Genomic DNA, 25,010 nt, shown 5'->3' with positions numbered 1-25,010 from the left:
TGAAATACTGTCTTGCACAGTACAAATCGCGCGTGTAAAAGCTTTTCCATGACGATCAGAAACGCAACATCCTTGGAACATTCTGCAGCCGCCTTCGGCGCGCGCGTTGATGTTTGCGTTCTAAACTCGCTTCTTACCCTCGGCCTTAGCGGCGATCGCCGGGCTCGCTGAAAGGAGCGTCCGGCGGTCGATCTCCGGTCGCAGGCCTGTGCTCCTTTCCAGAAAACCCTTATAATCGATCAGTAGTATCCGCGCTTGACGGGCTTGAATGCCGTCGAAAGCCGGGAGGAAACGAAAATGAATCAGTCCGTCGCCACGCCGCAATCGAAATCCATTTCCGAGCGCAAAGGCATGCCTACTGCAGGCAGCAAATATTCGCCTTTCCCGGTTCCGCAGCTCGATGACCGCACCTGGCCGTCCAAGCGTATCGAAAAGGCACCGATCTGGTGTTCGGTCGATCTGCGTGATGGCAATCAGGCCTTGATCGACCCCATGGGCCATGACCGCAAGGAGCGCATGTTCCGCCTGCTGGTCGATATGGGTTTCCCGGAAATCGAAATCGGTTTTCCGTCCGCTTCGCAGACGGATTTCGATTTCTGCCGCTGGGCCATCGAACAGGGCAATGTTCCCGACGAAGTGGATTTGCAGGTTCTGGTCCAGTGCCGCCCAGAACTGATCACGCGCACTTTCGAAGCGCTTGAAGGCGCCAAGTGGCCGATCATCCATTTCTACAATTCCACCAGTGAATTGCAGCGCCGCGTGGTCTTCGCCAAGGATGTTGGCGGTATCAAGCAGATCGCGACCGACGCTGCCAAGATGATCATGGATATGGCTGCGAAAGCGGGGGGCGGTTATCGCTTCCAGTATTCGCCCGAAAGCTTTACGGGCACTGAGCTGGATGTGGCGCTGGAAATCTGCAATGCGGTCATCGAGATCGTGAAGCCGACCGCAGACAACAAGCTGATCGTCAACCTGCCTTCGACCGTCGAGATGAACACGCCGAACATCTATGCCGACCAGATCGAATGGATGTGCCGCAACCTCGACAATCGCGAGAACCTGATTGTCTCGCTGCACCCTCATAATGACCGTGGCACGGGCATTGCTGCAACCGAACTGGGCTTGATGGCTGGTGCCGACCGCGTTGAAGGTACGTTGTTCGGCAATGGCGAACGCACCGGCAATGTCGATGTGGTGACGCTGGCACTCAACATGTACACGCAGGGCGTGGACCCTGAGCTGGACTGCACCGACATCAACCGGATGAAGGAAGTCTATGAATATTCGAACCAGTTGAAGATTGCCGAGCGCCATCCTTATGTCGGCGAGCTGGTCTATACGGCTTTCTCCGGCTCGCATCAGGATGCGATCAACAAGGGCATGAAGGCGCGCCGTTCGGCCAATTCGCCGATCTGGGAAGTGCCCTATCTGCCGATCGACCCGCAGGATGTGGGCCGTTCCTATGAAGCGATCATTCGCATCAATTCGCAGTCGGGCAAGGGCGGTATCGCCTATATCCTGCAGGCGGATTATGGCTTGAACCTGCCGCGCAACCTGCAGGTCGAGTTCCGCGAGATCATCCAGAACATTACCGATGAAGAAGGCAAGGAACTGCCGTCGAAGCGCATTCACGAGGAGTTCCAGCAGCTTTATGTGACGCAGCCCAATGCCCGCATCAAGTTCGTCGATCATCACACCATGCCCGATCCGGAACAGAAGGGCCGTCGTATCCTGACCGCCGAAATCACCGATAACGGCGTGACCAAGAATATCGAGGGCAAGGGAACGGGACCGATTGACGGCTTTGTCGACGCGCTGTCGAAATATCTCGGCGTGAAGATGTCGGTCGTTGACTATTCCGAACATTCGCTACAGCAAGGTTCGGATGCTTCGGCCATCTCCTATGTCGAAATGGCTCATCCGGGCGGCAAGCTGTTCGGCGCCGGTATCAACGACAATATCGTCAGTGCTTCGCTGGAAGCCATTGTCTCGGCTGCCAACCGGGTGATTGGTAAGTAATTTCAAGAGCAGACTGCCAATGAAAGGCGGCACATCGTGCCGTCTTTTTGCTTGTGGTGGCTATCAACTGTTGAGTTTCTTCAAGAGAATAGCCTCCAATTGTTTGCTTTTGAAATGTGATAACGTTTCATTTAGATCGATTAGTGTATCCTTTAAAACTAATTGGTGTTCAATGAATCGCTTTTTACTATGTGTTGTTTCGTTAACTGTTATTTCCGGATGTGCGTCGCAGGCAAATAAAATTGAGCCAAGTTACGCATCATCAGCGGCTTATGATTCTCTTTCCTGTCATGCACTGAAAGAAGAAGGTGTTCGTCTTTCTGCCAGTGCGGCGACGGCGGTTGGGCGTCAAAACGCGGCAGCAAAAAATGATGCAATCAAAACGGGCGTCGGCCTGGTGTTGTTCTGGCCAGTATTGCTGTTCAATGAGGGAAATGGTGTCAAGGCTGCCGAAGTCGCTCGTCTAAAGGGCGAGATGCAGGCTCTGGAGCGAGCTGCAGGACAGAAAGGATGCAACATCACGTTCCGCAGTTATTAGAGATCAGTTGGAGCTGCCGTTCCCGGTAAGAACTGCGTAAACTTCAGGGAATCAGCCAAAGATCGGACAAGAAACGGCGCCTTGGCGCCGTTTTTTATTTGCCGCATCAATAAAGAACGCGCTCGTTGAGCTTTGTTATTTTCTCGCTGGCATCGGAAACGCCGTGCTCTTCCATGAGGCATGACCAGCTGCCGTCAGGCCGCTTATCGATACTGAATATATTATAGCGGGCAGCCGGTTTATGGCCGCCGAAATTCTGGCTTGCAGACGGCACGCTGATAACGGGAATCTTGCCGTTCGGCCCGTCGATCTCGTAATGCGTGATAAGATGCGTATGGCCGTGAAGAACCAGCTCTGCACCGTGTTTGCGTATGATTTTCTGGAAACGGCGAATACCATAGAGGCGTTTATGGGCAGGCGTTGCACCATAGATCGGCGGGTGATGGATCATCACAATACGGAAGAGCCCACGAGCGCCAGCTTCATCCAGCATTGCGGCCAGACGTTTTCCTTGTTCAGACCGGAAGTCGCCGCTCGCCATGAAGGGGGCCGTCGCACGCGCTGACGAAACGCCGATCAGCGCAACGGGTCCGCGCACGCGCATATAGGGAAATTGCGGGCGATTGTCTTTGTTGTCGATGCCGTCGCCACGCATCCACGGTTCCCATTTCCGGCACGACTTGTCGAGCGCGCCCGGAACATAGGCATCATGATTGCCGGGAACGACCGATACATCGTCCGGACTACCCAGTTTGGACAACCAGTCGTGGGCAATATCGATTTCGAGATTGAGCGCCAGATTGACGAGATCACCCGTCACCGCGATATGATCCGGCGTTTGCGCCTGCATATCATCAATGAGAGTGTCCAGCACGGTTCCGTGCATCGCGTTTTTGCGATTGCGCAGCCAGTTGATATAGCCGGTGATACGCTTCGATGCCAATTCGCGATATCGCACGCGCGGCAGAGGCGAAAGGTGTATATCGGAGATATGGGCGAGACGAAACATAAGGCCCATTTACTGGATAATGCGTGAAACCGAAACCTGTTTAGCGACTTTTTGTTGATGTCATTGCTGTTTTGGATAGAGGTATATTGCCTCGCGGAGAGACGGTATGCGCTTTCGTCATTTCATATTTCATACTTATTTTCTAATGCGACGTCCGATGACGCTGGGCGTCAGGGCTATTGTCTTCGATGAAAAGAAGAATTCCGTTTTTCTTGTGAAGCATACCTATGTCCCCGGATGGCAATTGCCGGGCGGAGGCGTCGAACGTGGCGAGACCTTTGGGCAGGCGCTGGAAAAGGAGTTGCGCGAGGAGGCCAACATCGTTCTGAAAGGTCCACCGCAGCTTTTTGCGCTTTACAAGAATGCGCATGCGTCGCCGCGCGACCACGTGGCGCTTTACATATGCAGGAATTTCGAACAGACGGCCCCGCGTTTGCCGGACCGGGAAATCGCAGAATGCGGTTTCTTTCCTCTGGACGATTTGCCGGAAGGGACGACATCGTCAACCAAGCGGCGTCTACAGGAAGCGCTTCACGATCTGGAACCGCTTCCGCTTTGGTGAAGGCATATTGGCTGCGCCTTCACCGTGACATGCGTAATTTTAGAAGCGGTAGGTAACACCCGTACCGATCAGCCATGGATTGAGCTTGGCCTTGCCGCTGACTTCCGTGCCGCCGATCAGGGTGGCGTCGAACTTGGGCTCCAGGAACAGCTTCTTGACGTCGAAGTTCACGCCCCAATGCTCGTTGAGCATGTAGTCGAAGCCGATCTGCAGCGCGCCGCCGAATGCATTCTTGACCTTGAGATATTCAACGCCAGTCGCATCCTGATTGTAGAACATGGTGTAGTTCACGCCCGCGCCGACATAAGGCTTGAAGGCGCCGAAATTGGTGAAGTGATATTGCAGGGTGAGGGTCGGAGGCAGAATCCATGCCTTGCCGATCTTGCCCAATCCGTCGATTGAACCGGCGCCATTGATATTGGCATAGGTCGTGCCGAGAATGAGTTCGGCAGCGAAATTATCGGTGAAGTAATAGGTGATGTCGAGTTCAGGTGTGATCGACTTCGAATAGTCGAGATCAGACCCCGAAATGCCGTTCACATAGCCGGAATTCTGGGGGATGACGCCGAGTGCGCGCACACGGATCTGCCATGGCGACAGGGCCTCCGGAATGGCCTGAATTTCAGATGCGGGCTGGGCTACAACGGCGTCCGCAGCAAATGCTGCCGGCGCGGCAAAGGTCAGCGCGGTTGCGGCCAGCAATCCCCTCGTGAAGCGGTTCATCTTCTCTCTCCTTAAGTCGTGTTCGGTCTTGTCAGTCTTGTTAGCCTTGGGGGTAGTGATGTGTGCAATTTGGACCGCGCAACGAAACGCCCCATTGATCGAAATCAAAGGGGCGCAAGAGATTTTGAGAGAGTGCTGATGTTCTAACAATAGTGTTGCAGGAAAAACGCAGTCCCGTCTGGTCAGGCTTTCGGAAACTGATCCCGGTCATGCGGCGCAGAGAAGTCGATCTCCGGTCCCGCAGGCACAATGCCCGTCGGATTGATGTTCTTGTGGCTGCGATAATAGTGGCCCTTGATGTGTTCCATGTTCACGGTCGAGGCCACGCCCGGCACCTGATAGAGCTCTCGCGTGTAGTTCCAAAGGTTCGGGTAATCGGCGAGACGACGCAGATTGCACTTGAAATGGCCCACATAGACCGGATCGAAACGCAAGAGCGTCGTGAACAGCCGCCAGTCCGCTTCTGTCAGGCGGTCGCCGGTCAGATAACGCTGGCGCGAAAGCCGATCCTCAAGCGAATCGAGTGCCGCGAACAATTGCCCGAACGCTTCCTCATAGGCGTCCTGCGTGGTGGCGAAACCGGCGCGATAAACCCCGTTGTTGATATTGGGGTAGATGAAATCGTTGTGGGCATCGATTTCACCGCGCAATGCTTCCGGGTAAAAGTCGAGCGAGGCATCACCGAAATCGTTGAACGCGGTGTTGAGCATGCGGATGATTTCCGCTGACTCGTTGGACACGATTGTCTGGCGCTCTTTGTCCCAGAGCACCGGCACCGTGACGCGGCCGGAATAGTTTGGATCGGCGCGAGTGTAGATTTCATGCAAACGCTTTGCACCGTAAAGTGCATCGCCGGTGCTGCCAGTCGTGCCGTAGAAGGTCCAGCCTTCTTCCGCCATCAGGTAATCCACGACCGATACCGAGATGACATCTTCAAGTCCCTTCAGGGCACGGAAGATCAGCGTGCGATGCGCCCACGGACAGGCATATGAAACGTAGAGATGGTAGCGACCTGGCTCGGCCTTGAAGCCGCCTTCGCCGGTCGGACCGGCGCTGCCGTCTGCCGTTACCCAGTTGCGGAATTGCGATTTAGAACGTTCAAAACGGCCTTTCGTGCTCTCGGTGTCGTACCAGACATCGTGCCACTTACCATCGACCAGAAGTCCCATGTGATTTCTCCTTTTGCAAAGAGAATAGGGCGAGAACCGCCGTTTTGCAGCATTGCAAGCCGTGAACAGTCCGTAACGGTTCCAAAAAGATCAGTCTAAACCGCCATTTTGAAAAAAATAGTTTTACCTTTGTCCATTTTGGTGTAATGCAACTTCCAAATTGCGGTCATTCAAACGCCGACCGCCAAGGAGAACGATTAATGGAAATGCTTTTCATCCGACGATGAAACTTGAACCGCGCCCAAGCGCGGAATGCATTCCATTGACCTGACGGTCCCCGACTTCTCCTATTGCGATCTAAGCCCATGCAGCAGCTTGAACTGACCTACGCGCAGGAATGCCCGGCGCACGACATTGAAATCGAAGCCATCAATGCTGAAGCCTTCGGGCCCGGACGGTTTACCCGGGCCGCGCATTTCATCCGTGAAGGTGGTCCGCACGCCCTTGACCTTTCCTTCGTTGCACTGATGGGCGGTATCGTCGTCGGCTCAGTACGGCAGACGCCGGTTGTCGTTGGCAAGACGTCTGCACTCCTGCTTGGACCACTTGCTGTGCGGCCTGAGTGGAAGAAGCGGGGCATTGGCGGCAAGCTGATGCGCATGTCGCTGGAAGCGGCGAAGAAGGCCGGTCACAAGCTGGTCATTCTCGTCGGCGACGAGCCCTACTACGGTCCGTTCGGTTTCAAGATGGTGCCTGCTGGCTCCATGGTCATGCCAGCGTCGGTCGATCCGCGCCGGATGCTTGCCTGCGAACTTGCAACCGGTGCGCTGAACGGTGTCAGCGGCATCGTGCGCCACGCCAACCGGGCAAAATAGTTAAAAAGAGGGGAAAGCGAGGGGCGGTTTACCGCCCTTCGCGATACCACATGCTGCCAAAGACGAAGAGCAGCAGGCCAAGCGCCAGGAAGCCGGAGAACAACGGCAGGCGATTGACGCTTTTCAGCTGCGTATCCGAGGTTTCACGCAGGCCAATCCAGTCGTTGCCGCTGGCGCTACGGTTGCCACTGATTGCGGTAATCGTGGGAACCCGGACCGAACTATCGGCACTTGCATGCACGCGATGGACCGAGCCACCGGCCGCTTCAGCGAGCGGCTTCAAACGATCCGTTGTGGAGATACTGTCCGCAAATTCTGGCGCATCGATCGGCCCGACATGGGCCAGTGCTTCCAGATCGCCGTTTTTCACCCGGAAGATGCCGATCTCGTCCGTTTGCAGCGAACCTTCAAACAGGCCTGGCTTGCTGGGCGCAAGATTGACCTGCAATTCCTTGCCGGATGGGGTCGAGACGGTTGCAACACCCGGATTGTCGCCCATGGTCTGGCGGCGGATGGAAAGGGTGCGGCCATTGCCGGAGGCGGTCAGCGCCTCTTCCTCCAGTTCCGGCTCCTGCATCAGCCAATGGGCAATACGGCGATAGAGCGAAGCATAAGGACCGCCGCCTTCGAAGCCGCGCGCCCAAAGCCAGCCCTGATCGGAGAGGAACATGCCGACGCGGCCTTTTCCGACGCGGTTGAGAACCAGCAACGGCTTGTTGTCCGCGCCACTCATCACTGTTTCGCCCTGTGGCGCGGTGATGTCGATGGTGCGGAACCAGCGGCTCCAGTGTGGTGGCTCCTGTTCGCTGCCATCAAGCCCGCGCGTGACGGGGTGGCGTTTGCCGATGGTCGTAAGGCGCGGATAGAACGCCTTTTCGGTCACCGCGCCGGTCGGCATGGCGGGCAGGGCGCTATAAAGCGGTGTGCGGGCAATCGACATTTCGCCTGCATATTCCGGACCGGCTGCAACCAGCAAGGCACCGCCATTCTCCACATATTGTGCAATGTAATCGTAATAGAGGAGCGGCAGCACATCGCGATGCTGGTAGCGGTCAAGGATAATGAGGTCGAACTCGTTGACCTTGTCCACGAAGAGTTCACGGGTCGGGAATGCGATCAGCGACAATTCGTTGATCGGAGTACCGTCCTGCTTTTCCGGCGGGCGCAAAATGGTGAAGTGGACGAGATCGACGGCGGCATCGGATTTCAGCAGGTTGCGCCATGTGCGTTCGCCATTGTGCGGCTCACCGGAGACGAGCAGCACGCGCAGGTTCTCGCGAACGCCGTCCACGGTTGCGACAGCGCGATTGTTGGTGTCTGTTACTTCACCGGGAAGCGCTGGCGTGGCAATTTCGACAATGTTCACACCGGCGCGCGGCAAGGTGATGGTGACGGGTGTTTCCTGCCCGACCTGCGCTTCTTCCTCACTGACGGTTTCGCCATTGACGCGGATTTCGACCGGCGCAGGGCTGCCGAGGTTTTTGCCTTCATCGATCACCGTAAACGACATTTCGAGCGGCTTGCCGCTGATGCCATAACGTGGTGCCTTGTTGAAGCGGATGCGGCGGTCGAATTCATCCGGCTTTCCGGTCACGAGACCATGCAGCGGCGCATCGAAGCCGAGCGCATTCTTGTTACCTGGGATGTCGTGCACCTGGCCGTCGGTAATCATGATCGCGCCCGCGACGCGGGACGGTGGCACATCGAGGAGCGAACGCGCCAGCGGCCCGAAAAGCCGGGTTGCATAACCGTCTTCGTTTTCGCCGGGCTTGCCTGCTTCCACCACGCGGGTTTCAAACTGCGGCATGGCTGCAAGCTGGTCCTGAACCGCCTTCAAGGCGGCATCGGTGTCGGCACGACGGCTGCCGAGTTCCTGGCTCTGGCTGCGATCCACCACCACCGAGACCACGCTTTTCAGCGGTTCGCGTTCTTCATTGATGATGACTGGATTGAAAAGCGCGAGCGCAAGCGCTGCCGCAGCCAGCAGACGGATCAGACCGCCGCGCATCCGCAACGCAATCGTGGCCAGCACCAACAGCGCCAGCGGCACGAGGATGACAATCATCCAGGGCGTGGAGAGGAACGGTTCGAATTCGATATTCATTCTCACCTCCTACCGCCGTTCGCGTTCACGATGAGGGGAAAAGAGAAGCGGGATCGGGCGATGACGTGGCTGCAAAACATCATGCTAGTTCCCCAGCCGTTCGATGAGGTCCTTGGCGTGGACCTGATCGGATTTGTAGTTGCCGGTCAGCATATACATCACGATGTTCACGCCGCCGCGAATGGCATAGATGCGCTGCATCGGATCGTTCGGCACAGTCGGGAGCAGCGGATTGCCTTGCTCATCCACAGCCCATGCGCCAGCGAAATCATTGGCTGTAATCATGATCGGCGTCACGCCGTCGCCGGTGCGCACGGGGCGTTCCCGTGGCGAAGCGTTCGGTGTCGAAGCCTCGACCCAGAGCGGGCTGCCTTCATAGCGACCCGGAAAATCGGGCATGATGAAGAAGGATTTGGTCAGCACATGATCGTCAGGCACGGGTTCCAGCGGCGGAACGTTCATGCCGTCGAGAATGGCGCGCAGGCGCTGGTTGGCGGGTGAGGCCGACGGATCGAGGCTGGCTCCGGCCTGCAACTGGTCGCGCGTGTCGAAAAGCACGGTGCCGCCCTGCTGCATATAGGCATCGACCTTGGCAATCGCTTCCGGGCTTGGCATCGGTGCCTGCGGGTCGATAGGCCAGTAGATCAACGGATAAAAGGCCAGTTCGTCCTTGGCGGGGTCGACGCCGATAGGGTCGCCCGGTTCGAGTGCGGTCTTGTCCATCAGCGCGAAGCTCAAGCCCCGCATGCCTGCCTTGCTGATGTCGTCGGTCTGGGCGCTGCCGGTGATGACATAGGCAAGATGCGTCTGCGAGACGGAGTTGATGATCGCCTCGTCTCCCGGCTTGCTGTCGTCATGCACCTGCTCTTGAGCCCCAGACTGGGATTGAGTCTGTGCTTGTGCTTTGCCCATTCCGGAAGGAAGCAGGTTGAAGGCGAGGGAACCGGCCAGCAGAACAGCTATTCCCGCCACCTTGGCACGCACTTTCATGCGGCGACGGAAGGCACCGCGCAGCCACAGCATCAAAAGCGTATCGAGTGCGAGAAGCATTGCGGCGACCGCAAAGAATGGTCCCGCCAGTGAAATCGACTGGTCCGATGTATAGGAAGCAGGCGTTATTCCGACGGAAAGTGTCGGCTGGGCAATGGGTTGCAGCTTGATGTTCGCACCTTCGAAGATGTTGAGCGCTTTCAAGCCGTCCTCATTGCCATAAAAGCCGGGCGGCGTGTTGATGCTGACGCTGGCCTGCTTGTTCTTTTCGATGATCAGTGGCTTGGCCTCGGATGTCGGTGGGGTCAGCGCGCCGGAAGCCGAAAGCAGCTGGTAGGGCGGCAGAGAGACCGAAACCTGATTTTCCTGCGCGCCGGTTCTCTGTGACAGCGACACGATGCGGCGCAGCATTTCCACGAAGGAACCCGAAATGGGCAGGCTTGACCAGCTGGCATCGGGAGAGATGTGGAACAACACGATATTGCCGCGTCCGCGCTGTTCGCCGGTCACAAGCGGCGTTCCGTCCTGAAGAACGGCGTAAGCCTTGTCGTTGAGATCGAACGACGGCTCGGCAAGAACCTGCCGGGTGACGGTCACATCATCGGGGACGGCCAGACCGGCAAAAGGCCCCTTGTCAGGAAAAATGCGGAGCTTCTGCGGTTCGGACCAGGACAGCGTGCCGCCCAAGGCGCGCTCGCCCTTGCGCAATTTCACCGGCAGAAGCGGATCATTGTCGCTGGCACCGGCAAGGCGCGGGCCTGCGAACCGCACCAGCGTGCCGCCGTCCTCAATCCATTTGGAAAGCTGTTCGGTGACAGGCTGCGGCAACGTGCCGATATCGGCCATGATGAGGATCGACGGCTTTGCATCCAGCACTTCCGGCACGGATTGCAGAAGATCGGCGGAGCGCGGTTCGATCAGATTGACATAGGGCGACAGCGCACGGGAAATATAATGCAGCGGCGAGAGAAGGGGCTGCGCCAGATCGCCGTCACCGCTGGCGATAAGGCCGACGGTGCGCCGTTCCGATCCTGCATCGATCAGCCGTGTTGCGCCTGCCTGTTCGATACCATCGACACGGATCAGGCGAAAATCATTGCGAAGCTCCACCGGAAGGTTGAACCGTGCCGTGCCTTCCGCGCTTCCAAGCGCGAAGGAAAGCGGCGCTTCGGCGATGCGGCGTCCCTTGTCGTCATAGGCAGCGGCAGTGAGCGTGCGCGGAGCCGACACGCCTTCCGGGCGGATGGCGACGGCTTCCAGACCGTCAGCCTTGTTGTCTATGCCGGTCAGCGCCAAAGTGCGGCTGAGGCTCGCGCCATACCAGAGAACGGAGGCGAGATGCCTCGACTTGTCCAGCTCTGCGAAGGTTTCCGCATCACCTGGCGATGCCAGCCCGTCGCTCATGAAGGCGAGGCGGACCTTTGTATCCGCGGGCAAGGTGGAAGCCAGTCGTTCCATTGCCGACTTGCGGTCAACTGGGATCGGGCGCGGCTCCAGTGCCTGAAGGCGCTCAGCAGCACTCTTGCCGTCATACGGGCCGATTTCGGCATTGGCCGGTTCCGCCGAACCCACGATGTAGATCGGAGCATCGCTGCCCTCTGCGTCGGAGATGAGTTTTTCGGCGGCATTGACCCGCTGTTGCCAGTCCTCGGCGGAAGCCCAGCCATTGTCGATGACGATGGCAAGCGGCTCATTGCCGGACAGCGCGACCGGACGCGGATTCCAGACCGGCGAGGCGAGTGCGAGAATGACGAGCGCGGCAATCAGCAGCCGCAGCAGCGTCATCCACCATGGACTCTTCGATGGCACTTCCTCGCGCTTGAAAACTTGCGCCAGAATGCGAAGCGGCGGAAAGGTTTCCTCCTGTGGACGCGGCGGCGTCATGCGCAGAAGCCACCAGATGACCGGCAGGGCGATCAGCCCCGCGAGAATGAGCGGCGAACCGAAGGCGAGCGGCAGAAAATTCATGTGCGCGCGCCTCCCGCTGCAGGCAGGGCGGCGCTCAAGTTTCCGCTGGTGCTCAGCGCATCGTGAAGCCGTGCCAGTGCTTCCGCCGTCGGCCTGTCTGTCCGGTGGACCGTATAGCTCCAGCCGAGCCGCTTGCAGAAATCCGACAGGGTTTCACGGCGCGCAGTGTAGAGGCGGCGATAATCGTCCGCATAGGTTTCGGCCCGACCGGCGACGAGCGTGGCGCCGGTTTCAGGATCGCGGAATTCGGTGCGGCCCGAATAGGGAAATGTTTCTTCGGCAGGATCGGCAACTTCCACCAGATGCGCGCGGACACCGCGTTGTGCCAGACGGTCGAGAAGATCGGTCAGTTCATCAAACGGATGCAGGAAATCCGATACGAGGACGACTTCCGAAAAGCGGCGGATCTGGGTGATGTCGGGCAGTGCTGCAACCGGCGCTTCGTGCATCAGCGCTGCCGCCAGACGTTCAGCGCCGTTGCGGGCAGAAAAAGGCTGGATCAGCGCCGGAAAGGCAATGCGTTCGCCCGAGCGCGATAAAAGTTCGGCAAGAGCGAGCGTCAGCACGAGCGAACGCGCTTCCTTGGAAACAGGCGCGAGCTGCGAGCGATAGAGCATTGAGGGCGAGAAATCGCACCAGAGCCAGACCGTATGGGCGGATTCCCATTCGCGGTCGCGGACATAGGTATGATCGTCGCGCGCGGAACGCCGCCAGTCGATACGGGCAAGGGATTCGCCGTCCACATAGGGGCGGAACTGCCAGAAATTTTCGCCGGGACCGCGTTTGCGCCGTCCGTGCCAGCCATTCATGACGGTGTTGACCACGCGCTGAGCTTCAACCAGCAGATCGGGGATAGCCGCTGCCCGCGCACGGGCGCGAGCAAGTGTCTCCTTGCGATCTGCGGTGGAAACTTCTGCGCCAATGACCATCAGACGGCAGCCTTTACCAGATTTGCGATGACGTCACGAATATGCATGCCGTCGGCGCGCGCCGCAAAATTGAGCGCCATGCGGTGCTGAAGGACTGGCTCGGCCAGCGCTTTCACGTCGTCTACGGATGGGGCGAGGCGACCTTCATAGAGTGCGCGAGCGCGTGCGCAGAGCATCAACGCCTGGCTGGCACGTGGGCCGGGACCCCAGGCAATATGTTTCTTCGCGTGGTCGTTATCGGCATCGGGACGGGCGGAGCGCACCAGCTTGAGGATTGCTTCCACAACGCTTTCCGACACCGGCATGCGTCGCACCAAAGTCTGCATTTCGATCAGCCGTTCGGCGTTGATGATCTCATAGGCCTTGGCCTCGGAAACGCCGGTTGTTTCTAGAAGAATGCGGCGTTCCGCATCCAGTTCCGGATAGAGAATGTCGATCTGCATCAGGAAGCGGTCGAGCTGGGCTTCCGGCAGCGGATAGGTGCCTTCCTGTTCCAGCGGGTTCTGTGTCGCAAGCACATGAAACGGTGCGGGCAAGTCGTAGCGCTGGCCCGCGACCGTGACATGATATTCCTGCATGGCCTGCAAAAGCGCAGACTGCGTGCGCGGCGAAGCACGGTTGATTTCGTCAGCCATCAGGAGCTGCGCGAAGATCGGGCCCTTGAGATAGCGGAAGGAGCGGCGCCCGTCGGCATCTTGTTCCATGACTTCCGAACCGATGATGTCGGATGGCATCAGGTCGGGCGTGAACTGGATGCGCTGGCCGGAAAGGCCGAGCACGGTGCCCAGCGTTTCGACCAGCTTGGTCTTGGCGAGACCCGGTACGCCGACCAGCAAGGCGTGCCCGCCCGCCAGAACGGCGACGAGCGTGCGCTCGATCACGTTTTCCTGACCGAAGATCACAGTCCCGACGCTTTCCTTGATGCGTGCGATGTCCGCGAGCGCCCGTTCGGCCTCCGCGACGATCTGTTCGGGATTGGCGGTTTCAGGCGTAACGATAACGCTCATGTGGACCTCGCAATATGACCGCTCTGGCGGAAGTGCCTTATAAATCGCATATAGTGCTGACAAGCCGCGAAACGGTGACTATTTCATGACTTCGAGCATATTAAACACATTCGAGCAGGAATAACCGAGTCGGATGATAAAAAGCACCCCTGAAGGCAAAGACGCGCCGCAAAGTTCGATGCGCACCGCGGAAGGAACTGGCGGACTGGAAGCCCTGATTGCGCGCGCCCATGCGGATGCGCAAAGTGGTCCGGCGACGAAAGAGCGCGGAATCCCGCCTGTTGAGCGCTGGAACCCGGACTTTTGCGGCGATCTCGATATGGAAATCAAGGCGGATGGCACCTGGTTCTATATGGGTACGCCGATTGGGCGCAAACAGCTTGTGCGACTGTTTTCGACCGTTCTGCGCAAGGATGATGACGGCCAGACCTATCTTGTAACGCCGGTGGAAAAAGTCGGCATCCGCGTCGAGGATGCGCATTTTGTTGCCGTCGAGATGGAAGTGTCTGGCGTAGGCGAGACGCAGGCACTGACATTCCGTACCAATGTGGGTGACGTCGTGACCGCCGACGCGCAGCATCCCCTGCGCTTCGTGATAGAGCGGACAAGCGGTGGCTTGAAGCCCTATGTGCTGGTTCGTGGACGGCTGGAGGCGCTGATTGCGCGTGCTGTGATGTATGATCTGGTGGCGCTGGGCGAAGAAATCGAAGTCGACGGCGTGCCGACATTTGCGGTTCGCTCTGGCGGCGTGGTCTTTCCGATCATGGTGTCCGATGCACTGGAGGCTGCACTGCAATGAGTGAATTCCCAGCCTTTTCAGCCGGTGATTTTGCCGAGCGGGTTCGGCAGTGGCGCCCCAGCCAGGATGATCTGATTGGCGATCATTCGCTTAATCCCGATATTACACAATTAATGACGATGGCTAAGATGCGCGACGCCGCCGTTCTTGTGCCGGTGGTGGATCGCGGGTCGGAGGCAACACTTCTTCTGACACAGCGCACCGATACACTGCGCAAGCATTCCGGCCAGATCGCCTTTCCGGGTGGTGCAATCGACCCGGAGGATGGCACGGCGGAACGGGCTGCACTGCGCGAGGCGAATGAGGAAATCGGGCTTGCGGCGGATCGTGCCGAGATCATTGGCAATCTGCCGCGTTATCTCACCGGTAGCGGATTTTCGATCACGCCCATTCTGGCGGTGGTGAAAACGCCGTTCGACGTGCATCCCAACCCGGACGAGGTCGCCGATATTTTCGAGGTGCCGCTTTCCTTCCTGATGAACCCGGAGAACCATCGGCGTGAAAGCCGGGTATTCAACGGCAAGGAACGCTTTTATTACGCCATGCCTTATCACGAGCGATTCATCTGGGGGGCAACCGCCGGTATCATTCGCGGACTTTATGAAAGGCTCTACGTTTGAGCGAGAGTATGAATATTTCCGGCAAGGCGGACTGGCTGAAAGCAAAGCCGTTGCAAGCCCTGTTCAAGGCGCTGAACCGCGATGGCGGCGAGGCGCGTGTCGTGGGTGGCGCAGTGCGCAACACGCTGCTTGGCACCAAGGTCAGCGATGTCGATCTGGCAACGACGCATTTGCCGCAGGATACGGTGAGGCTGGCAAATGAAGCCGGTTTCAAGCCGGTGCCGACCGGTATCGAGCATGGCACGATCACTGTTGTCGTGCAGGGCCATCCGTTCGAGGTCACGACGCTGCGGCAGGATATTGAAACCAATGGCCGCCATGCCAAGGTCGCCTTCGGCACCGACTGGAAAGCCGATGCGGAACGGCGCGACTTCACCATCAATGCACTTTATGTGACGGCTGATGGCGGCGTGATCGATGATGTGGGCGGGCTTGGCGATATTGAGAGCCGGACGCTGCGCTTCATCGGCGATGCGGAACAGCGCATTCGAGAGGATTACCTGCGCATCCTGCGCTTTTTCCGCTTCTTCGCCTGGTATGGTTCGGGACGGCCCGAGGCTGAGGGCTTGCGCGCCAGCGCACGACTGAAGGATGGCCTCACCCAGCTTTCCGCCGAACGGGTCTGGTCGGAACTGAAGAAACTCCTGTCCGCTCCCGATCCGTCGCGCGCGCTTTTGTGGATGCGACAGGCCGGTGTCTTGAATCTCATTCTGCCTGAAAGCGAGAAATGGGGTATCGACGCCATTCATGGGCTGGTGCGGACCGAGGCCGATCTTGGCTGGCAGCCTGATCCGCTGCTGCGGCTTGAAAGCATTATTCCGCCCGACAGCGTGCGGATGGAGGAGATGGGCAAGCGGCTGAAAATGTCCAATGCGGAAAGGGCGCGGCTTGAAGCCTGGGCACGGGCCGATACGGTCAAGCCGGAGCTTTCCGAGCAAGCTTTGAAGAAGACCATCTATCGCGGCAGCAAGCAGGCTGTGCTTGACCGCATTCGTCTGGCCTATGCGGCGGCGCGAGCCGATGCCGCGGGCAGCGACGATGCGATGATCCGCGCCGGTGGTTTCGCGCGTCTTCTCGATGCCGCCGAACATTATGATGCCCCTGTTTTCCCCGTCACGGGCAGTGATCTTCTGGCTTTGGGCATTGAAAAAGGCCCCGGTCTTGGAGAAACATTGCGGTCTCTCGAAACTTTCTGGATTGACTCCGGTTTTAGTCTTGACCGTGCCACGCTTCTGGACAAACTTGATCGCGGTTAGAGCGGTTTCGCTCTAACCGTTTTTTCTCAGGCATTTCCGAACACAAAACCGTGTCTCACTTTTGTTGGAAATGCCCTGAAAATGAATAGCTAATGGCTTGCTTGCAAATTTCAGCCGTAGTTTCATCGCTTTATAGCTGGAGCATGTTTCCCAAAAGTGGGAACCGGTTTTGGGGCGAAACATACCCAAAACAGGCCCAATACTGGCAAAGAAAACTTTTCAGCGCGCGTTTTGAAAGAATATGAGATGTCCAACCCCGATACATCGATACAAGACAAAGCAGCGACCGATCCGAAGCAGAAGTTTGGCACCGAAGGCATCGCCGCCATGGACCGGCCAAGCCCGATCACCCGCTTTTTCATGGGGATCGTATCCTGGGCCGAAGGTCTCAATCTGAAATATACCAAGCTCGGCAATCCGCCCGTCTACGACAATGCGACTTTCCCCTGGTCCGCCGAGATCGAGAAGGAATGGCCTGCCATCCGCAAGGAGCTGGATACGGTTCTGCTGCGTCAGAGTGAGCTGCCTTCCTTTCAGGATATTTCGACCGATGTGAAAACGATCTCGACCGATAATCGCTGGAAGACGTTCTTTCTGCTCGGTTTCGGCGTGAAGTCGGAACAGAACATCAAGGCCTGCCCGGAAACCTGGCGTATCGTGAACAAGATTCCCGGCCTGACGACGGCAATGTTCTCCATCTTCGAACCGGGCAAGCATCTGCCGCCGCATCGCGGACCTTATAATGGCGTGCTGCGCCTGCATCTTGGTCTCATCGTGCCGGAACCGAATGACCAGCTTGCCATCCGCGTGGACAATCAGGTCTGTCATTGGCAGGAAGGCAAGGTGTTGATTTTCGACGATGCCTATGAGCATGAGGCGTGGAACCATACCGACAAGACGCGCGTGGTCCTTTTCGTCGACTTTGTGAAGCCGCTCAAGTTCCCGGCTCGACTTGTCAACTGGTGCCTGATGAACCTTGCGATCTTCACGCCGTTCATCAAGGAGGGGCTCGATAACCACAATGAGTGGGAAAAGAAGTTTTATGCGGAAGCCGAAAAGCTGCGCAACCAGCCGAAGGCTTGAAGCCGTTTGACACTGGCGTTCAGCGCTTATAAATGAGCAGGAGGGCTTATCGCCCTCCTGTTTTTATGTGTTCCCTGCCGCACTGCCATTTTGGATTTTGCCGGGAATACCATAACGAGGAATTGTTGATGCCGGAGATTGTAGGAAGCCTTTGATCGTTCCGAACAAGCTGCAAGATGGCAGGCGCTGAGAGCGTCTGACGGGCAGTGTTCAGGAGCGGAAACGGCATTGGCCGTGGATGGTTCACCATCCGCGAGAGCTGGTGCTTGTCATGGTTTCCATCCAGGCAAGAACAACAATGAATATCTCACGCATGGAACAGCGCGTCTTGCACGTGCTGGCGCAGGGCGGCTACATCCGCCATCTGCGCGAAGACGGACATATCTGCGAAATCGAATGCTTTACCCGTGAAGGCTATCTGCTTTCCGATTGCACGATGGCAGTTTTCCAGCAATTGCGCCGTAAGCGGCTGATCGAATCCCGAATGGGCAGTCCTTATCGCATCTCGTTCAAAGGGCGCGAAAATGTTCGCGCTCAGCTCAATAACCGGTGAAGGAGAGCGTCATGCATATTCGCAAGGAAACGTCTGAAGACGCCGCCGAAATCCGTCACCTCACGGATGAGGCATTCCGCACCGTGGCTTATAGCAACCAGAAGGAAGGAGAGATCGTTGATGCGCTTCGCGCTGCAAAGGCGCTCACTCTGTCGCTGGTTGCCGAAGATAAGGGCGAAATTCTGGGTCATGTCGCATTCTCGCCCGTCCTGATCGGTGGCGAGGACAAGGGCTGGTATGGGCTTGGCCCTGTTTCGGTCCGTCCAGACCGGCAAGGCGAGGGGATCGGCGGCAAGCTGATCCGTGAGGGCCTTGCGCAATTGCGTGCGGCTGGAGCTAAAGGCTGCGTTCTTCTGGGTGATCCCGGCTATTATGGTCGTTTCGGCTTCAAGGCCGATGCGCGGCTGAAACTGCCGGGTGTGCCCGCGGAATATTTCCAGTGTCTGGCCTTCGGGGCCGATATGCCACAGGGCGATGTCGCCTATCATGCCGCATTCAATATATAAAAAAGGGCCGGGAAACCGGCCCTTTTCATTCAGTACTGTTAAGGCCACTTCACCACGGGCGGCATGGAAGACAGGATGGAATTCACATTGCCACCGGTCTTGAGGCCGAAGATCGTGCCGCGATCGTAAAGCAGGTTGAACTCGACATAGCGGCCACGACGGATGAGCTGTTCGTTGCGATCCGCGTCGGTCCAGTCCTTGTTGAAGTTCTGGCGCACGAGATGCGGATAGACGACCGAGAAACCGCGTCCCACGTCGCGCGTATAGGCAAAATCCGCATCCCAACCGCCTTTTTCGTCCGGCGAATGCAGCCAATCATAGAAGATGCCGCCGGTGCCGCGCGCTTCATTGCGGTGCGGCAGGAAGAAATACTCGTCGCACCAGTCCTTCACGCGCTGATAGTCGACGATGTCCTTGTGCTTCTCGCAGATGAAACGGAAAGCCTTGTGGAAGGCGAGTGTATCGGGATCGTCCTGCGTGCGGCGGTTGTCCAGAACCGGCGTCAGGTCGGCACCGCCGCCGAACCACTGGCGCGTGGTCACGACCATGCGCGTGTTCATGTGGACGGCAGGCACATTCGGGTTTTGCGGATGGGCGATGAGCGAAATGCCGCTCGCCCAATAACGCGGGTCTTCCTCTGCTCCGGGAATCTGCTTGCGGAATTCCGGCGAGAACTCGCCATAGACCGTCGAGACATGCACCCCGACCTTTTCGAAGACACGGCCATGCATGATCGACATGACGCCACCGCCGCCACGGCCTTCGTCCTTCTGCCAGGGCGTGCGGACGAAGCGTCCGGGTTCGCGATCCGAAAGTGGGCCCTGCAATTCATCTTCAAGTTGTTCGTAGCTTGCACAGATACGGTCGCGCAGTTCCTCGAACCAGCGCTGTGCCGCCTGTTTCTTCTTTTCGATGTCTGTGGGGATGATTGCTGGAATTTCGTCGCGTTGCATTGTCTGTTTCCTTCCGGCGCGGTTTGCCGGATCGCTCGGCGGTATCAGGCAGCCAAGGGTAAATGGATGAACTATTATTTCTTGGCTTATCAAAGTCCGCTGCAGGCGCAAAGCACGAAGCGCGCGATCACAGGGTAGTATAGACCCTCTCCCCAAGAAAAGACTCGTCTTTATAGACCCGCTCCCCTATCTTTCTCTACCTAGGGTTTGGAAGTCATTCATTTCCGGTTTTGCCGGGAGGGCATAGCATGACAGCAGCACCGCCCCGTCCACCGCTCGAAGGCTTGCGCAAGCAGCTGCAGAAGAGTCGCGCCCAGAAAGGCCTGAAGCAAAGCCGGATGCCGCGCGACGGTTTCGTTCGCGAGACATTCACCCTGCCGAGGCTGGCGGCACGTGAAAAAGCGCGTGAATGGTTCGAGACATTCCCGAAAGCGGCCTACTGGACGGAAATCGAGAGCTGGTGCGAGCGCCCGGACGACGTGATCGAGTTCACCATGCGCCGGCTGGCGACTGCGGATTAGCGAACTGGTTCAGCCTAGCGGCTTAATTCAATGAATCGAGATTCGAATTAGGACATTGTAAAAACGCCCCGCGGCAGAAGTCCGGGGTGCTTTCAATTTTGGGTTGTTATATCGTAACCCGTTTTGTCTCACGTTGAAAGTTGGGTTTCAACGTGAGCCTGTTCGAGACGATCTAAACGAAGTTCTAGAATTTTACTTTCAGGCCAGCTGATACAGTTGCTGCCTGAAGCGAAGCGCCAGCGCCATCTGACGCGAAGCTCATCGTGCTGTCGGCGTGATCGAAAATTTGGGTGTCGCCTCTCATTTTCATGTGCTTTTCAAACCCGGCAGTGACGTAAAGGCTTGTTTGTTCGTTAAACGAATAGGAAGCGTTGGCTTGAAGTTCAAAGAATGGCGCTCTGTTAAATGTGTCAATGAAATGCAGATCGCGTAGCCAGTGATCGTCGAGATCTTTGCCGGAAACAGTGAGGCCAGCACGTCCAAGGGCACTGAACGACCATCGATCCACATTGGTGGTCCATTCGGAGCCAATGAAGAGTGCAGGCAAGCGCTGCTCGTAACTTATTACCTTTCCATCGGGGAGTGTGCTTGTGGTGTCACGAAAACCTTTTGAACTGTAGACGTAATCACCGCCCGAGGCCGTCCATTTCACATTCGTATATTTAAATCCGCCATGAATATTCAATGTATTCTGCGGGTTGATAACGAAGTTATGCCCCAGGGCGACGTCAAAATTGATGTAACGGTCCAAATCGGTTTCGCTTTGAGAGTGATCTGTCCAGTTGTTAAAGTCGTATCCGCTGAAACCACTCGCGTCGGAAAGCCAGTCATAATCGTGTAAATTTCCGCTCCCAGTCAGACCGACCTTCAAGTTTCCTGAAAATGTAAGGTCAGAACCAATGTCTGCTGTTATCTTGCCGCTTAAAACTGGCATCTGAGACTTCCAGATAAGATGACTTATTCTGTTGTCTTGGTCATATACTATTTCGTCGGCCTTGATCCAGGAGTATCCTATGCCGCCAGAAAATGTATAATTTATATCTGTTGTTTTTTTATTTGAAATATCTGCCGAAATGGCATTGCTGCAGTTCAAAGAATATAAAAAAACAAAGAATATAAGTTTCTTCATTATTTAGCCCCATATCAATTAGAGTGTAATTTGAGATGGAGTAATTTTTATAATACTTTGAATCAACCGCTTGTTTGAGCTGGCAATTTTTATTCAAAAAACTGCCAGCTCAATGATTGGAGTTTTATTTCCCTGCAGTCTGCGGTGCTTTTTCCCACGCTTTCCAGTTCTGGATGATGCTGTCGGCATAGGCCTTCCCGACGCGATAGGCGTTGGTCGTGGCGAGCGGGAAGCCGCCGGAATTTGCGGCAAGCGATTCAGCAGCCGTCTGGTCCTTGCCCTGACGGTCGAAGTTCGACGCGGTGCGCAGCAATGCGATGCGGTTGAAATCGAGCTTGCCAGCGTCGGCAGCCCGTTTCAGCGAGGTCAGTGTGGCATTGTCTTCCATCTGTGAGGTGCAGTAGTCGGCCTTGCCGTCGGTCAGAAGCTTCGACCATTCGGTCATGGCTTCGCCGAGCTTCGCGCCGTGCCAGTAGGTATCGCCCGAAGCCGTATCGCAGATTGTGACCTTTGGTGCGCCAGTCGCCGCTTCCTGCGTGTAGTGCTTGCGGTATTCCTTCGCTGCGTCGCTATCGAGAAGTTCGATGCCCTTGGTTGTTGCCAGTGCGTAATCGGCCAGCTTGCCGTTCAGTTCGAAGACTTCAGTGCCCGCAGCCCATTTCGGCTTTTCGCCGGGCTTTGCAGCCCCGAGGCCGAAAAAGTCCGTTGGCCAGCCTTCCGGTGCTTCCCGAATGTCGATGCGGTGGTTCAGATTGGCATCGACGGAATATTTTGCCCAATGCGCCGATCCGAGTGTGCCGTGCTTCGGGTCGACACCGGCAATGCCAGCGATCAGAAAATAGGTATGCGAGAGGTCGAGCTTGTCGCTCAGCGCCATAGCCGCCGTCGCGCTTGCGGCATTGGCGAAGCCCATCGCCGTCGTTATGTGGCAGAGGCCTTCGGCGGTGCAGTCGATCTCTGGATATTCGGGGCTCAGGCCGGGCAGCTTGATCTTCTGCGTGAATTTTTCGCCTTCAAGCCATGGCTTGGCTTCTTCGCCGAACATGGTGATGACCATCACCTTTGGCGCGATGGGCGAAGCCTCCTTGGCGAAAGCCGGAGCACTTGCCAGCAGTGAAGCGGCGGAAGCAGCAAGAGTGAGTGTACGAACAGACAGGTTCATGGACGAAGCGAGCCTTTCAGACCGGATGGGGCGGGGGTGCTTTGCGAAGCCGGTCCTTTCGCGAAGCGCAATTCTGGCGTTGTCATTCCTGTCGGAGGGAATCGACCTTGTCCCTCCGCTGGCGCAGAGCTTCGCCTGCCGTCATCGCAACCGAAACCGCAAGATTTAGCGATCTCGCGCCGGGCATCATCGGGATCAGAAGCCGTGCATCGGCGGAATTGTGGACATTGTCGGGAACGCCCGACGACTCACGCCCGAAGAGCAGAATGTCATTTTCCTGAAACCGATAATCCGTATAGGGGATCGCTGCCTTGGTGGACAGCAACACGATCCGGCGCTTGGCCTGCAGGCGCCAGTCTTCGAAGTGGTGCCAGTCCGCATGGCGAGTGAGGGTTGCCTGCTCCAGGTAGTCCATGCCGGCGCGCTTCAGGGACCGGTCGGAAATGTCGAACCCGGCAGGTTCGATCAAGTCGACCGCGAAGCCGAGGCAAGCGGCCATACGCAGGATGGTTCCCGTGTTGCCGGGAATGTCGGGCTGGTAAAGTGCGACGCGCAGTTCCATATGATGCGGGTAACGCGAAATGCAGATTGCCGCAAGCACCGAAGGCGGCAATAGCCGGAACATCAACAGCTCCGGTGTCGTGATTTCTACAGAAAACATCTGTAGAAATATTCCCGTTTTGTTCCTCTTCCGTCTTGGCAATTCTTCCGGGACCACCTAAAAGGTGCACCATGTTCAGATGGTTTGAAAAACGACTCGAAGCCTATCCCGAAGAGCCGCCGCGCGAGCCCCCGCGCGGCCTGGTAGCCTTTTGCCTTTATTATACCCGCGGTGCCTGGCCGTGGATCATCGGCATGGCGATCTTCACCACGCTCATCGCCGTGATCGAAGTGTCGCTCTTTGCCTTCATGGGCAATATTGTCGACTGGCTGTCACATCAGTCGCGCGAGACATTTCTGAGCAATGAAGGCTGGCGGCTTGCGCTGATTGCTGGTGTTGTTCTGGTCGTCCTTCCGGGCGTAGTATTGATCCATTCGCTGCTTATCCACCAGACATTGCTCGGCAATTATCCGATGCGCGTGCGCTGGCTGATGCACCGTTACCTGATCCGCCAGTCGATGGCTTTCTTTCAGGATGAGTTTGCCGGGCGCATTTCAACCAAGCTGATGCAGACTGCGCTCGCCGTTCGTGAAACGGTGATGAAGCTTCTGGACGTGCTCAACTATGTGATCGTCTATTTCGCGGGCACGCTGTTCATTGCAGCGTCTGCGGACCTTGTCCTGATGATCCCGTTTGCCGTCTGGCTCGTCGTCTACATCATATTGCTGCGTGTTTTCATCCCGCGTCTGCGCGTGATTTCGGAACAGCAGGCCGATGCGCGTTCATCGATGACGGGACGTATCGTTGACAGCTACACCAATATCGCAACCGTGAAGCTTTTCTCGCATTCAAGCCGGGAAGAATCATATGTGAAGGAAAGCCTCGATGGCTTCCTCGGTACCGTGCATCGGCAGATGCGACTCATCACGTTGTTTCATTTCACGCTCTATATGGCGAACTGCATTCTGCTGTTTGCGGTGGGTGCAATCGGCATCCAGCTCTGGATGAATGAAGCGATTTCCGTCGGCGCCGTTGCTGTGGGCATCGGTCTGGTTTTGCGCCTCAACGGCATGTCGCAGTGGATCATGTGGGAAATGTCGGCCCTGTTTGAAAATATAGGTACGGTGGAGGACGGGATCACGACGATTGCGCGTTCGCATGAGGTCGTGGACGTCCCCAGTGCACCGGCATTGCAGGTGACCAGAGGCGAACTCGACTTCGACAAGATCGGCTTCCATTACGGCAAGGGCAAAGGGGTTATCGAAAATCTCACGCTCACGATCCAGCCGGGCCAGAAAGTGGGCCTGGTTGGGCGGTCCGGTGCTGGCAAGTCCACGCTGGTCAATCTGCTGTTGCGCTTCTACGATCTGGAGAAGGGCCGCATTCTGATCGACGGGCAGAACATTTCCAAAGTCACGCAGGATTCGCTTCGCGCCAATATCGGCATGGTGACGCAGGATACCTCGCTTCTGCATCGTTCGGTTCGTGAGAACATCATGTATGGGCGGCCGGATGCCACCGAAGAAATGCTTCAGCAGGCCATTCGTCTGGCGCAGGCCGACCAGTTCATTCCGCTGCTAACCGACCCGAAGGGACGGCAGGGGCTGGATGCGCATGTTGGTGAACGTGGCGTCAAGCTTTCCGGCGGACAGCGCCAGCGCATTGCCATTGCGCGTGTGATGCTGAAGGATGCGCCGATCCTCATTCTGGACGAGGCGACCTCGGCGCTCGATTCGGAAGTCGAAGCAGCCATTCAGGATAGTCTCAACACCTTGATGGAAGGCAAGACCGTGATTGCCATCGCGCACCGCCTTTCCACCATTGCGGCGCTTGATCGTCTCGTGGTGATGGACAAGGGGCGCATCGTCGAAGATGGCACACATGAGGAACTTGTGGCGCTCGGCGGCATTTATGCAAGTCTATGGGCCCGCCAGTCCGGCGGTTTCCTCGGCTTCGATGAAAATCCCGAGGATGCGCTGGTACAATAAGGACAG

General features: G+C 57.1%; 23 protein-coding genes. 12 read left to right on the top strand and 11 right to left on the bottom strand.

Going from position 1 to position 25,010, the window contains the following annotated elements; translation table 11 throughout:
* Window positions 1-297 precede the first annotated feature (297 nt).
* Together leuA and CES86_RS06820 are read left to right on the top strand one after the other, a co-directional pair.
* Window positions 298-2,019, top strand: a complete 1,722-nt coding sequence (gene leuA / locus CES86_RS06825; protein WP_094513999.1) for a 2-isopropylmalate synthase — start codon at window positions 298-300, stop codon at window positions 2,017-2,019.
* A gap of 19 nt (window positions 2,020-2,038) precedes the next feature.
* Entirely contained in the window at window positions 2,039-2,557 is a 519-nt protein-coding gene (locus CES86_RS06820; protein WP_235819890.1) for a hypothetical protein, read from the top strand.
* A gap of 106 nt (window positions 2,558-2,663) precedes the next feature.
* Here CES86_RS06820 and CES86_RS06815 read toward each other — a convergent pair whose 3' ends face one another.
* On the bottom strand, window positions 2,664-3,566 hold the full coding sequence (locus tag CES86_RS06815; RefSeq protein ID WP_094514103.1) for a metallophosphoesterase family protein: 903 nt from the start codon (window positions 3,564-3,566) through the stop codon (window positions 2,664-2,666).
* A 106-nt stretch (window positions 3,567-3,672) separates the two neighbouring features.
* Between CES86_RS06815 and CES86_RS06810 the strand changes: the two genes are divergently transcribed.
* Window positions 3,673-4,128, top strand: coding sequence for an NUDIX domain-containing protein (locus CES86_RS06810; protein WP_094513996.1), 456 nt, complete (start codon window positions 3,673-3,675; stop codon window positions 4,126-4,128).
* A 39-nt stretch (window positions 4,129-4,167) separates the two neighbouring features.
* Here the strand turns inward: CES86_RS06810 and CES86_RS06805 are convergent, their stop codons facing one another.
* The gene (locus CES86_RS06805; RefSeq protein ID WP_012091644.1) at window positions 4,168-4,851 is read right to left on the bottom strand and encodes an OmpW/AlkL family protein; all 684 of its coding nucleotides are present in this window, start codon (window positions 4,849-4,851) and stop codon (window positions 4,168-4,170) included.
* A gap of 182 nt (window positions 4,852-5,033) precedes the next feature.
* Window positions 5,034-6,020, bottom strand: a complete 987-nt coding sequence (locus CES86_RS06800; RefSeq protein ID WP_040129151.1) for a glutathione S-transferase family protein — start codon at window positions 6,018-6,020, stop codon at window positions 5,034-5,036.
* Window positions 6,021-6,325: 305 nt separating this feature from the next.
* On the opposite strand from CES86_RS06800, the gene CES86_RS06795 reads away from it, so the two are divergent.
* A complete protein-coding gene (locus CES86_RS06795; protein WP_094513995.1) occupies window positions 6,326-6,835 on the top strand; it encodes a GNAT family N-acetyltransferase in 510 nt (169 codons plus the stop codon).
* A 28-nt stretch (window positions 6,836-6,863) separates the two neighbouring features.
* Here CES86_RS06795 and CES86_RS06790 read toward each other — a convergent pair whose 3' ends face one another.
* From CES86_RS06790 to CES86_RS06775, 4 genes are all read right to left on the bottom strand, one after another.
* Window positions 6,864-8,939, bottom strand: coding sequence for a glutamine amidotransferase (locus CES86_RS06790; RefSeq protein WP_012091647.1), 2,076 nt, complete (start codon window positions 8,937-8,939; stop codon window positions 6,864-6,866).
* Between the two features lie 84 nt (window positions 8,940-9,023).
* Window positions 9,024-11,897: a DUF4159 domain-containing protein gene (locus CES86_RS06785; protein ID WP_094513993.1), complete on the bottom strand. Its 2,874-nt coding sequence runs from the start codon at window positions 11,895-11,897 to the stop codon at window positions 9,024-9,026.
* Window positions 11,894-12,826 (bottom strand): DUF58 domain-containing protein, encoded by a 933-nt coding sequence (locus CES86_RS06780; RefSeq protein ID WP_094513992.1) that lies wholly within the window; start codon window positions 12,824-12,826, stop codon window positions 11,894-11,896. Before CES86_RS06780 ends, CES86_RS06785 begins: the two co-directional genes overlap by 4 nt.
* Entirely contained in the window at window positions 12,826-13,833 is a 1,008-nt protein-coding gene (locus tag CES86_RS06775; protein WP_010659594.1) for an AAA family ATPase, read from the bottom strand. Before CES86_RS06775 ends, CES86_RS06780 begins: the two co-directional genes overlap by 1 nt.
* 133 nt (window positions 13,834-13,966) lie before the next feature.
* Here CES86_RS06775 and CES86_RS06770 point away from each other — a divergent pair, with 133 nt between their 5' ends.
* The 6 genes from CES86_RS06770 to CES86_RS06745 all read left to right on the top strand — a co-directional run bounded on the left by CES86_RS06770 (window position 13,967) and on the right by CES86_RS06745 (window position 18,650).
* Window positions 13,967-14,632: a DUF1285 domain-containing protein gene (locus CES86_RS06770; RefSeq protein WP_012091650.1), complete on the top strand. Its 666-nt coding sequence runs from the start codon at window positions 13,967-13,969 to the stop codon at window positions 14,630-14,632.
* Window positions 14,629-15,252: a CoA pyrophosphatase gene (locus CES86_RS06765; RefSeq protein ID WP_012091651.1), complete on the top strand. Its 624-nt coding sequence runs from the start codon at window positions 14,629-14,631 to the stop codon at window positions 15,250-15,252. Before CES86_RS06770 ends, CES86_RS06765 begins: the two co-directional genes overlap by 4 nt.
* Complete coding sequence (locus tag CES86_RS06760; protein WP_040129154.1) at window positions 15,249-16,508, top strand: CCA tRNA nucleotidyltransferase; 1,260 nt, start codon at window positions 15,249-15,251, stop codon at window positions 16,506-16,508. Before CES86_RS06765 ends, CES86_RS06760 begins: the two co-directional genes overlap by 4 nt.
* A 246-nt stretch (window positions 16,509-16,754) precedes the next feature.
* Window positions 16,755-17,591, top strand: a complete 837-nt coding sequence (locus CES86_RS06755; RefSeq protein ID WP_094513990.1) for an aspartyl/asparaginyl beta-hydroxylase domain-containing protein — start codon at window positions 16,755-16,757, stop codon at window positions 17,589-17,591.
* A 298-nt stretch (window positions 17,592-17,889) separates the two neighbouring features.
* Entirely contained in the window at window positions 17,890-18,144 is a 255-nt protein-coding gene (locus tag CES86_RS06750; protein WP_010659599.1) for a YjhX family toxin, read from the top strand.
* Between the two features lie 11 nt (window positions 18,145-18,155).
* Window positions 18,156-18,650 (top strand): GNAT family N-acetyltransferase, encoded by a 495-nt coding sequence (locus CES86_RS06745; RefSeq protein WP_094513989.1) that lies wholly within the window; start codon window positions 18,156-18,158, stop codon window positions 18,648-18,650.
* A gap of 38 nt (window positions 18,651-18,688) precedes the next feature.
* On the opposite strand, the gene hemF is transcribed toward CES86_RS06745, so the two are convergent.
* The gene (gene hemF / locus CES86_RS06740) at window positions 18,689-19,603 is read right to left on the bottom strand and encodes an oxygen-dependent coproporphyrinogen oxidase (RefSeq protein ID WP_094513987.1); all 915 of its coding nucleotides are present in this window, start codon (window positions 19,601-19,603) and stop codon (window positions 18,689-18,691) included.
* A gap of 248 nt (window positions 19,604-19,851) precedes the next feature.
* On the opposite strand from hemF, the gene CES86_RS06735 reads away from it, so the two are divergent.
* Entirely contained in the window at window positions 19,852-20,124 is a 273-nt protein-coding gene (locus tag CES86_RS06735; protein WP_010659602.1) for a hypothetical protein, read from the top strand.
* Window positions 20,125-20,308: 184 nt separating this feature from the next.
* Here the strand turns inward: CES86_RS06735 and CES86_RS06730 are convergent, their stop codons facing one another.
* The 3 genes from CES86_RS06730 to CES86_RS06720 all read right to left on the bottom strand — a co-directional run bounded on the left by CES86_RS06730 (window position 20,309) and on the right by CES86_RS06720 (window position 22,977).
* On the bottom strand, window positions 20,309-21,253 hold the full coding sequence (locus tag CES86_RS06730) for an omptin family outer membrane protease (RefSeq protein WP_231771194.1): 945 nt from the start codon (window positions 21,251-21,253) through the stop codon (window positions 20,309-20,311).
* Window positions 21,254-21,377: 124 nt separating this feature from the next.
* Window positions 21,378-22,415 carry a purine-nucleoside phosphorylase gene (locus CES86_RS06725; protein WP_094513986.1) on the bottom strand — a complete coding sequence of 346 codons (1,038 nt, stop codon included), beginning with the start codon at window positions 22,413-22,415 and terminating at the stop codon, window positions 21,378-21,380.
* An 82-nt stretch (window positions 22,416-22,497) separates the two neighbouring features.
* On the bottom strand, window positions 22,498-22,977 hold the full coding sequence (locus CES86_RS06720; protein ID WP_010659606.1) for a tRNA (cytidine(34)-2'-O)-methyltransferase: 480 nt from the start codon (window positions 22,975-22,977) through the stop codon (window positions 22,498-22,500).
* Window positions 22,978-23,147: 170 nt separating this feature from the next.
* On the opposite strand from CES86_RS06720, the gene CES86_RS06715 reads away from it, so the two are divergent.
* Window positions 23,148-25,004, top strand: coding sequence for an ABC transporter ATP-binding protein (locus CES86_RS06715; RefSeq protein ID WP_094513984.1), 1,857 nt, complete (start codon window positions 23,148-23,150; stop codon window positions 25,002-25,004).
* The last annotated feature ends 6 nt before the right edge of the window (window positions 25,005-25,010 follow it).

Origin of the sequence: Brucella lupini, assembly GCF_002252535.1 — a bacterium.
GTDB classification, from domain to species: Bacteria; Pseudomonadota; Alphaproteobacteria; order Rhizobiales; family Rhizobiaceae; genus Brucella; species Brucella anthropi.
The sequence above is the reverse complement of the archived record's forward strand: the minus strand, read 5'-3'. Positions and strand labels throughout refer to the sequence as shown.

What these genes read in the sequence shown, in the direction of transcription:
- leuA (WP_094513999.1), top strand. Translation starts at nt 298, where the DNA reads ATGAATCAGTCCGTCGCCACGCCGCAATCGAAATCCATTTCCGAGCGC.
- CES86_RS06820 (WP_235819890.1), top strand. Translation starts at nt 2,039, where the DNA reads ATGAAAGGCGGCACATCGTGCCGTCTTTTTGCTTGTGGTGGCTATCAA.
- CES86_RS06815 (WP_094514103.1), bottom strand. Translation starts at nt 3,566, where the DNA reads ATGTTTCGTCTCGCCCATATCTCCGATATACACCTTTCGCCTCTGCCG.
- CES86_RS06810 (WP_094513996.1), top strand. Translation starts at nt 3,673, where the DNA reads ATGCGCTTTCGTCATTTCATATTTCATACTTATTTTCTAATGCGACGT.
- CES86_RS06805 (WP_012091644.1), bottom strand. Translation starts at nt 4,851, where the DNA reads ATGAACCGCTTCACGAGGGGATTGCTGGCCGCAACCGCGCTGACCTTT.
- CES86_RS06800 (WP_040129151.1), bottom strand. Translation starts at nt 6,020, where the DNA reads ATGGGACTTCTGGTCGATGGTAAGTGGCACGATGTCTGGTACGACACC.
- CES86_RS06795 (WP_094513995.1), top strand. Translation starts at nt 6,326, where the DNA reads ATGCAGCAGCTTGAACTGACCTACGCGCAGGAATGCCCGGCGCACGAC.
- CES86_RS06790 (WP_012091647.1), bottom strand. Translation starts at nt 8,939, where the DNA reads ATGAATATCGAATTCGAACCGTTCCTCTCCACGCCCTGGATGATTGTC.
- CES86_RS06785 (WP_094513993.1), bottom strand. Translation starts at nt 11,897, where the DNA reads ATGAATTTTCTGCCGCTCGCCTTCGGTTCGCCGCTCATTCTCGCGGGG.
- CES86_RS06780 (WP_094513992.1), bottom strand. Translation starts at nt 12,826, where the DNA reads ATGGTCATTGGCGCAGAAGTTTCCACCGCAGATCGCAAGGAGACACTT.
- CES86_RS06775 (WP_010659594.1), bottom strand. Translation starts at nt 13,833, where the DNA reads ATGAGCGTTATCGTTACGCCTGAAACCGCCAATCCCGAACAGATCGTC.
- CES86_RS06770 (WP_012091650.1), top strand. Translation starts at nt 13,967, where the DNA reads ATGATAAAAAGCACCCCTGAAGGCAAAGACGCGCCGCAAAGTTCGATG.
- CES86_RS06765 (WP_012091651.1), top strand. Translation starts at nt 14,629, where the DNA reads ATGAGTGAATTCCCAGCCTTTTCAGCCGGTGATTTTGCCGAGCGGGTT.
- CES86_RS06755 (WP_094513990.1), top strand. Translation starts at nt 16,755, where the DNA reads ATGTCCAACCCCGATACATCGATACAAGACAAAGCAGCGACCGATCCG.
- CES86_RS06750 (WP_010659599.1), top strand. Translation starts at nt 17,890, where the DNA reads ATGAATATCTCACGCATGGAACAGCGCGTCTTGCACGTGCTGGCGCAG.
- CES86_RS06745 (WP_094513989.1), top strand. Translation starts at nt 18,156, where the DNA reads ATGCATATTCGCAAGGAAACGTCTGAAGACGCCGCCGAAATCCGTCAC.
- hemF (WP_094513987.1), bottom strand. Translation starts at nt 19,603, where the DNA reads ATGCAACGCGACGAAATTCCAGCAATCATCCCCACAGACATCGAAAAG.
- CES86_RS06735 (WP_010659602.1), top strand. Translation starts at nt 19,852, where the DNA reads ATGACAGCAGCACCGCCCCGTCCACCGCTCGAAGGCTTGCGCAAGCAG.
- CES86_RS06730 (WP_231771194.1), bottom strand. Translation starts at nt 21,253, where the DNA reads ATGAAGAAACTTATATTCTTTGTTTTTTTATATTCTTTGAACTGCAGC.
- CES86_RS06725 (WP_094513986.1), bottom strand. Translation starts at nt 22,415, where the DNA reads ATGAACCTGTCTGTTCGTACACTCACTCTTGCTGCTTCCGCCGCTTCA.
- CES86_RS06720 (WP_010659606.1), bottom strand. Translation starts at nt 22,977, where the DNA reads ATGGAACTGCGCGTCGCACTTTACCAGCCCGACATTCCCGGCAACACG.
- CES86_RS06715 (WP_094513984.1), top strand. Translation starts at nt 23,148, where the DNA reads ATGTTCAGATGGTTTGAAAAACGACTCGAAGCCTATCCCGAAGAGCCG.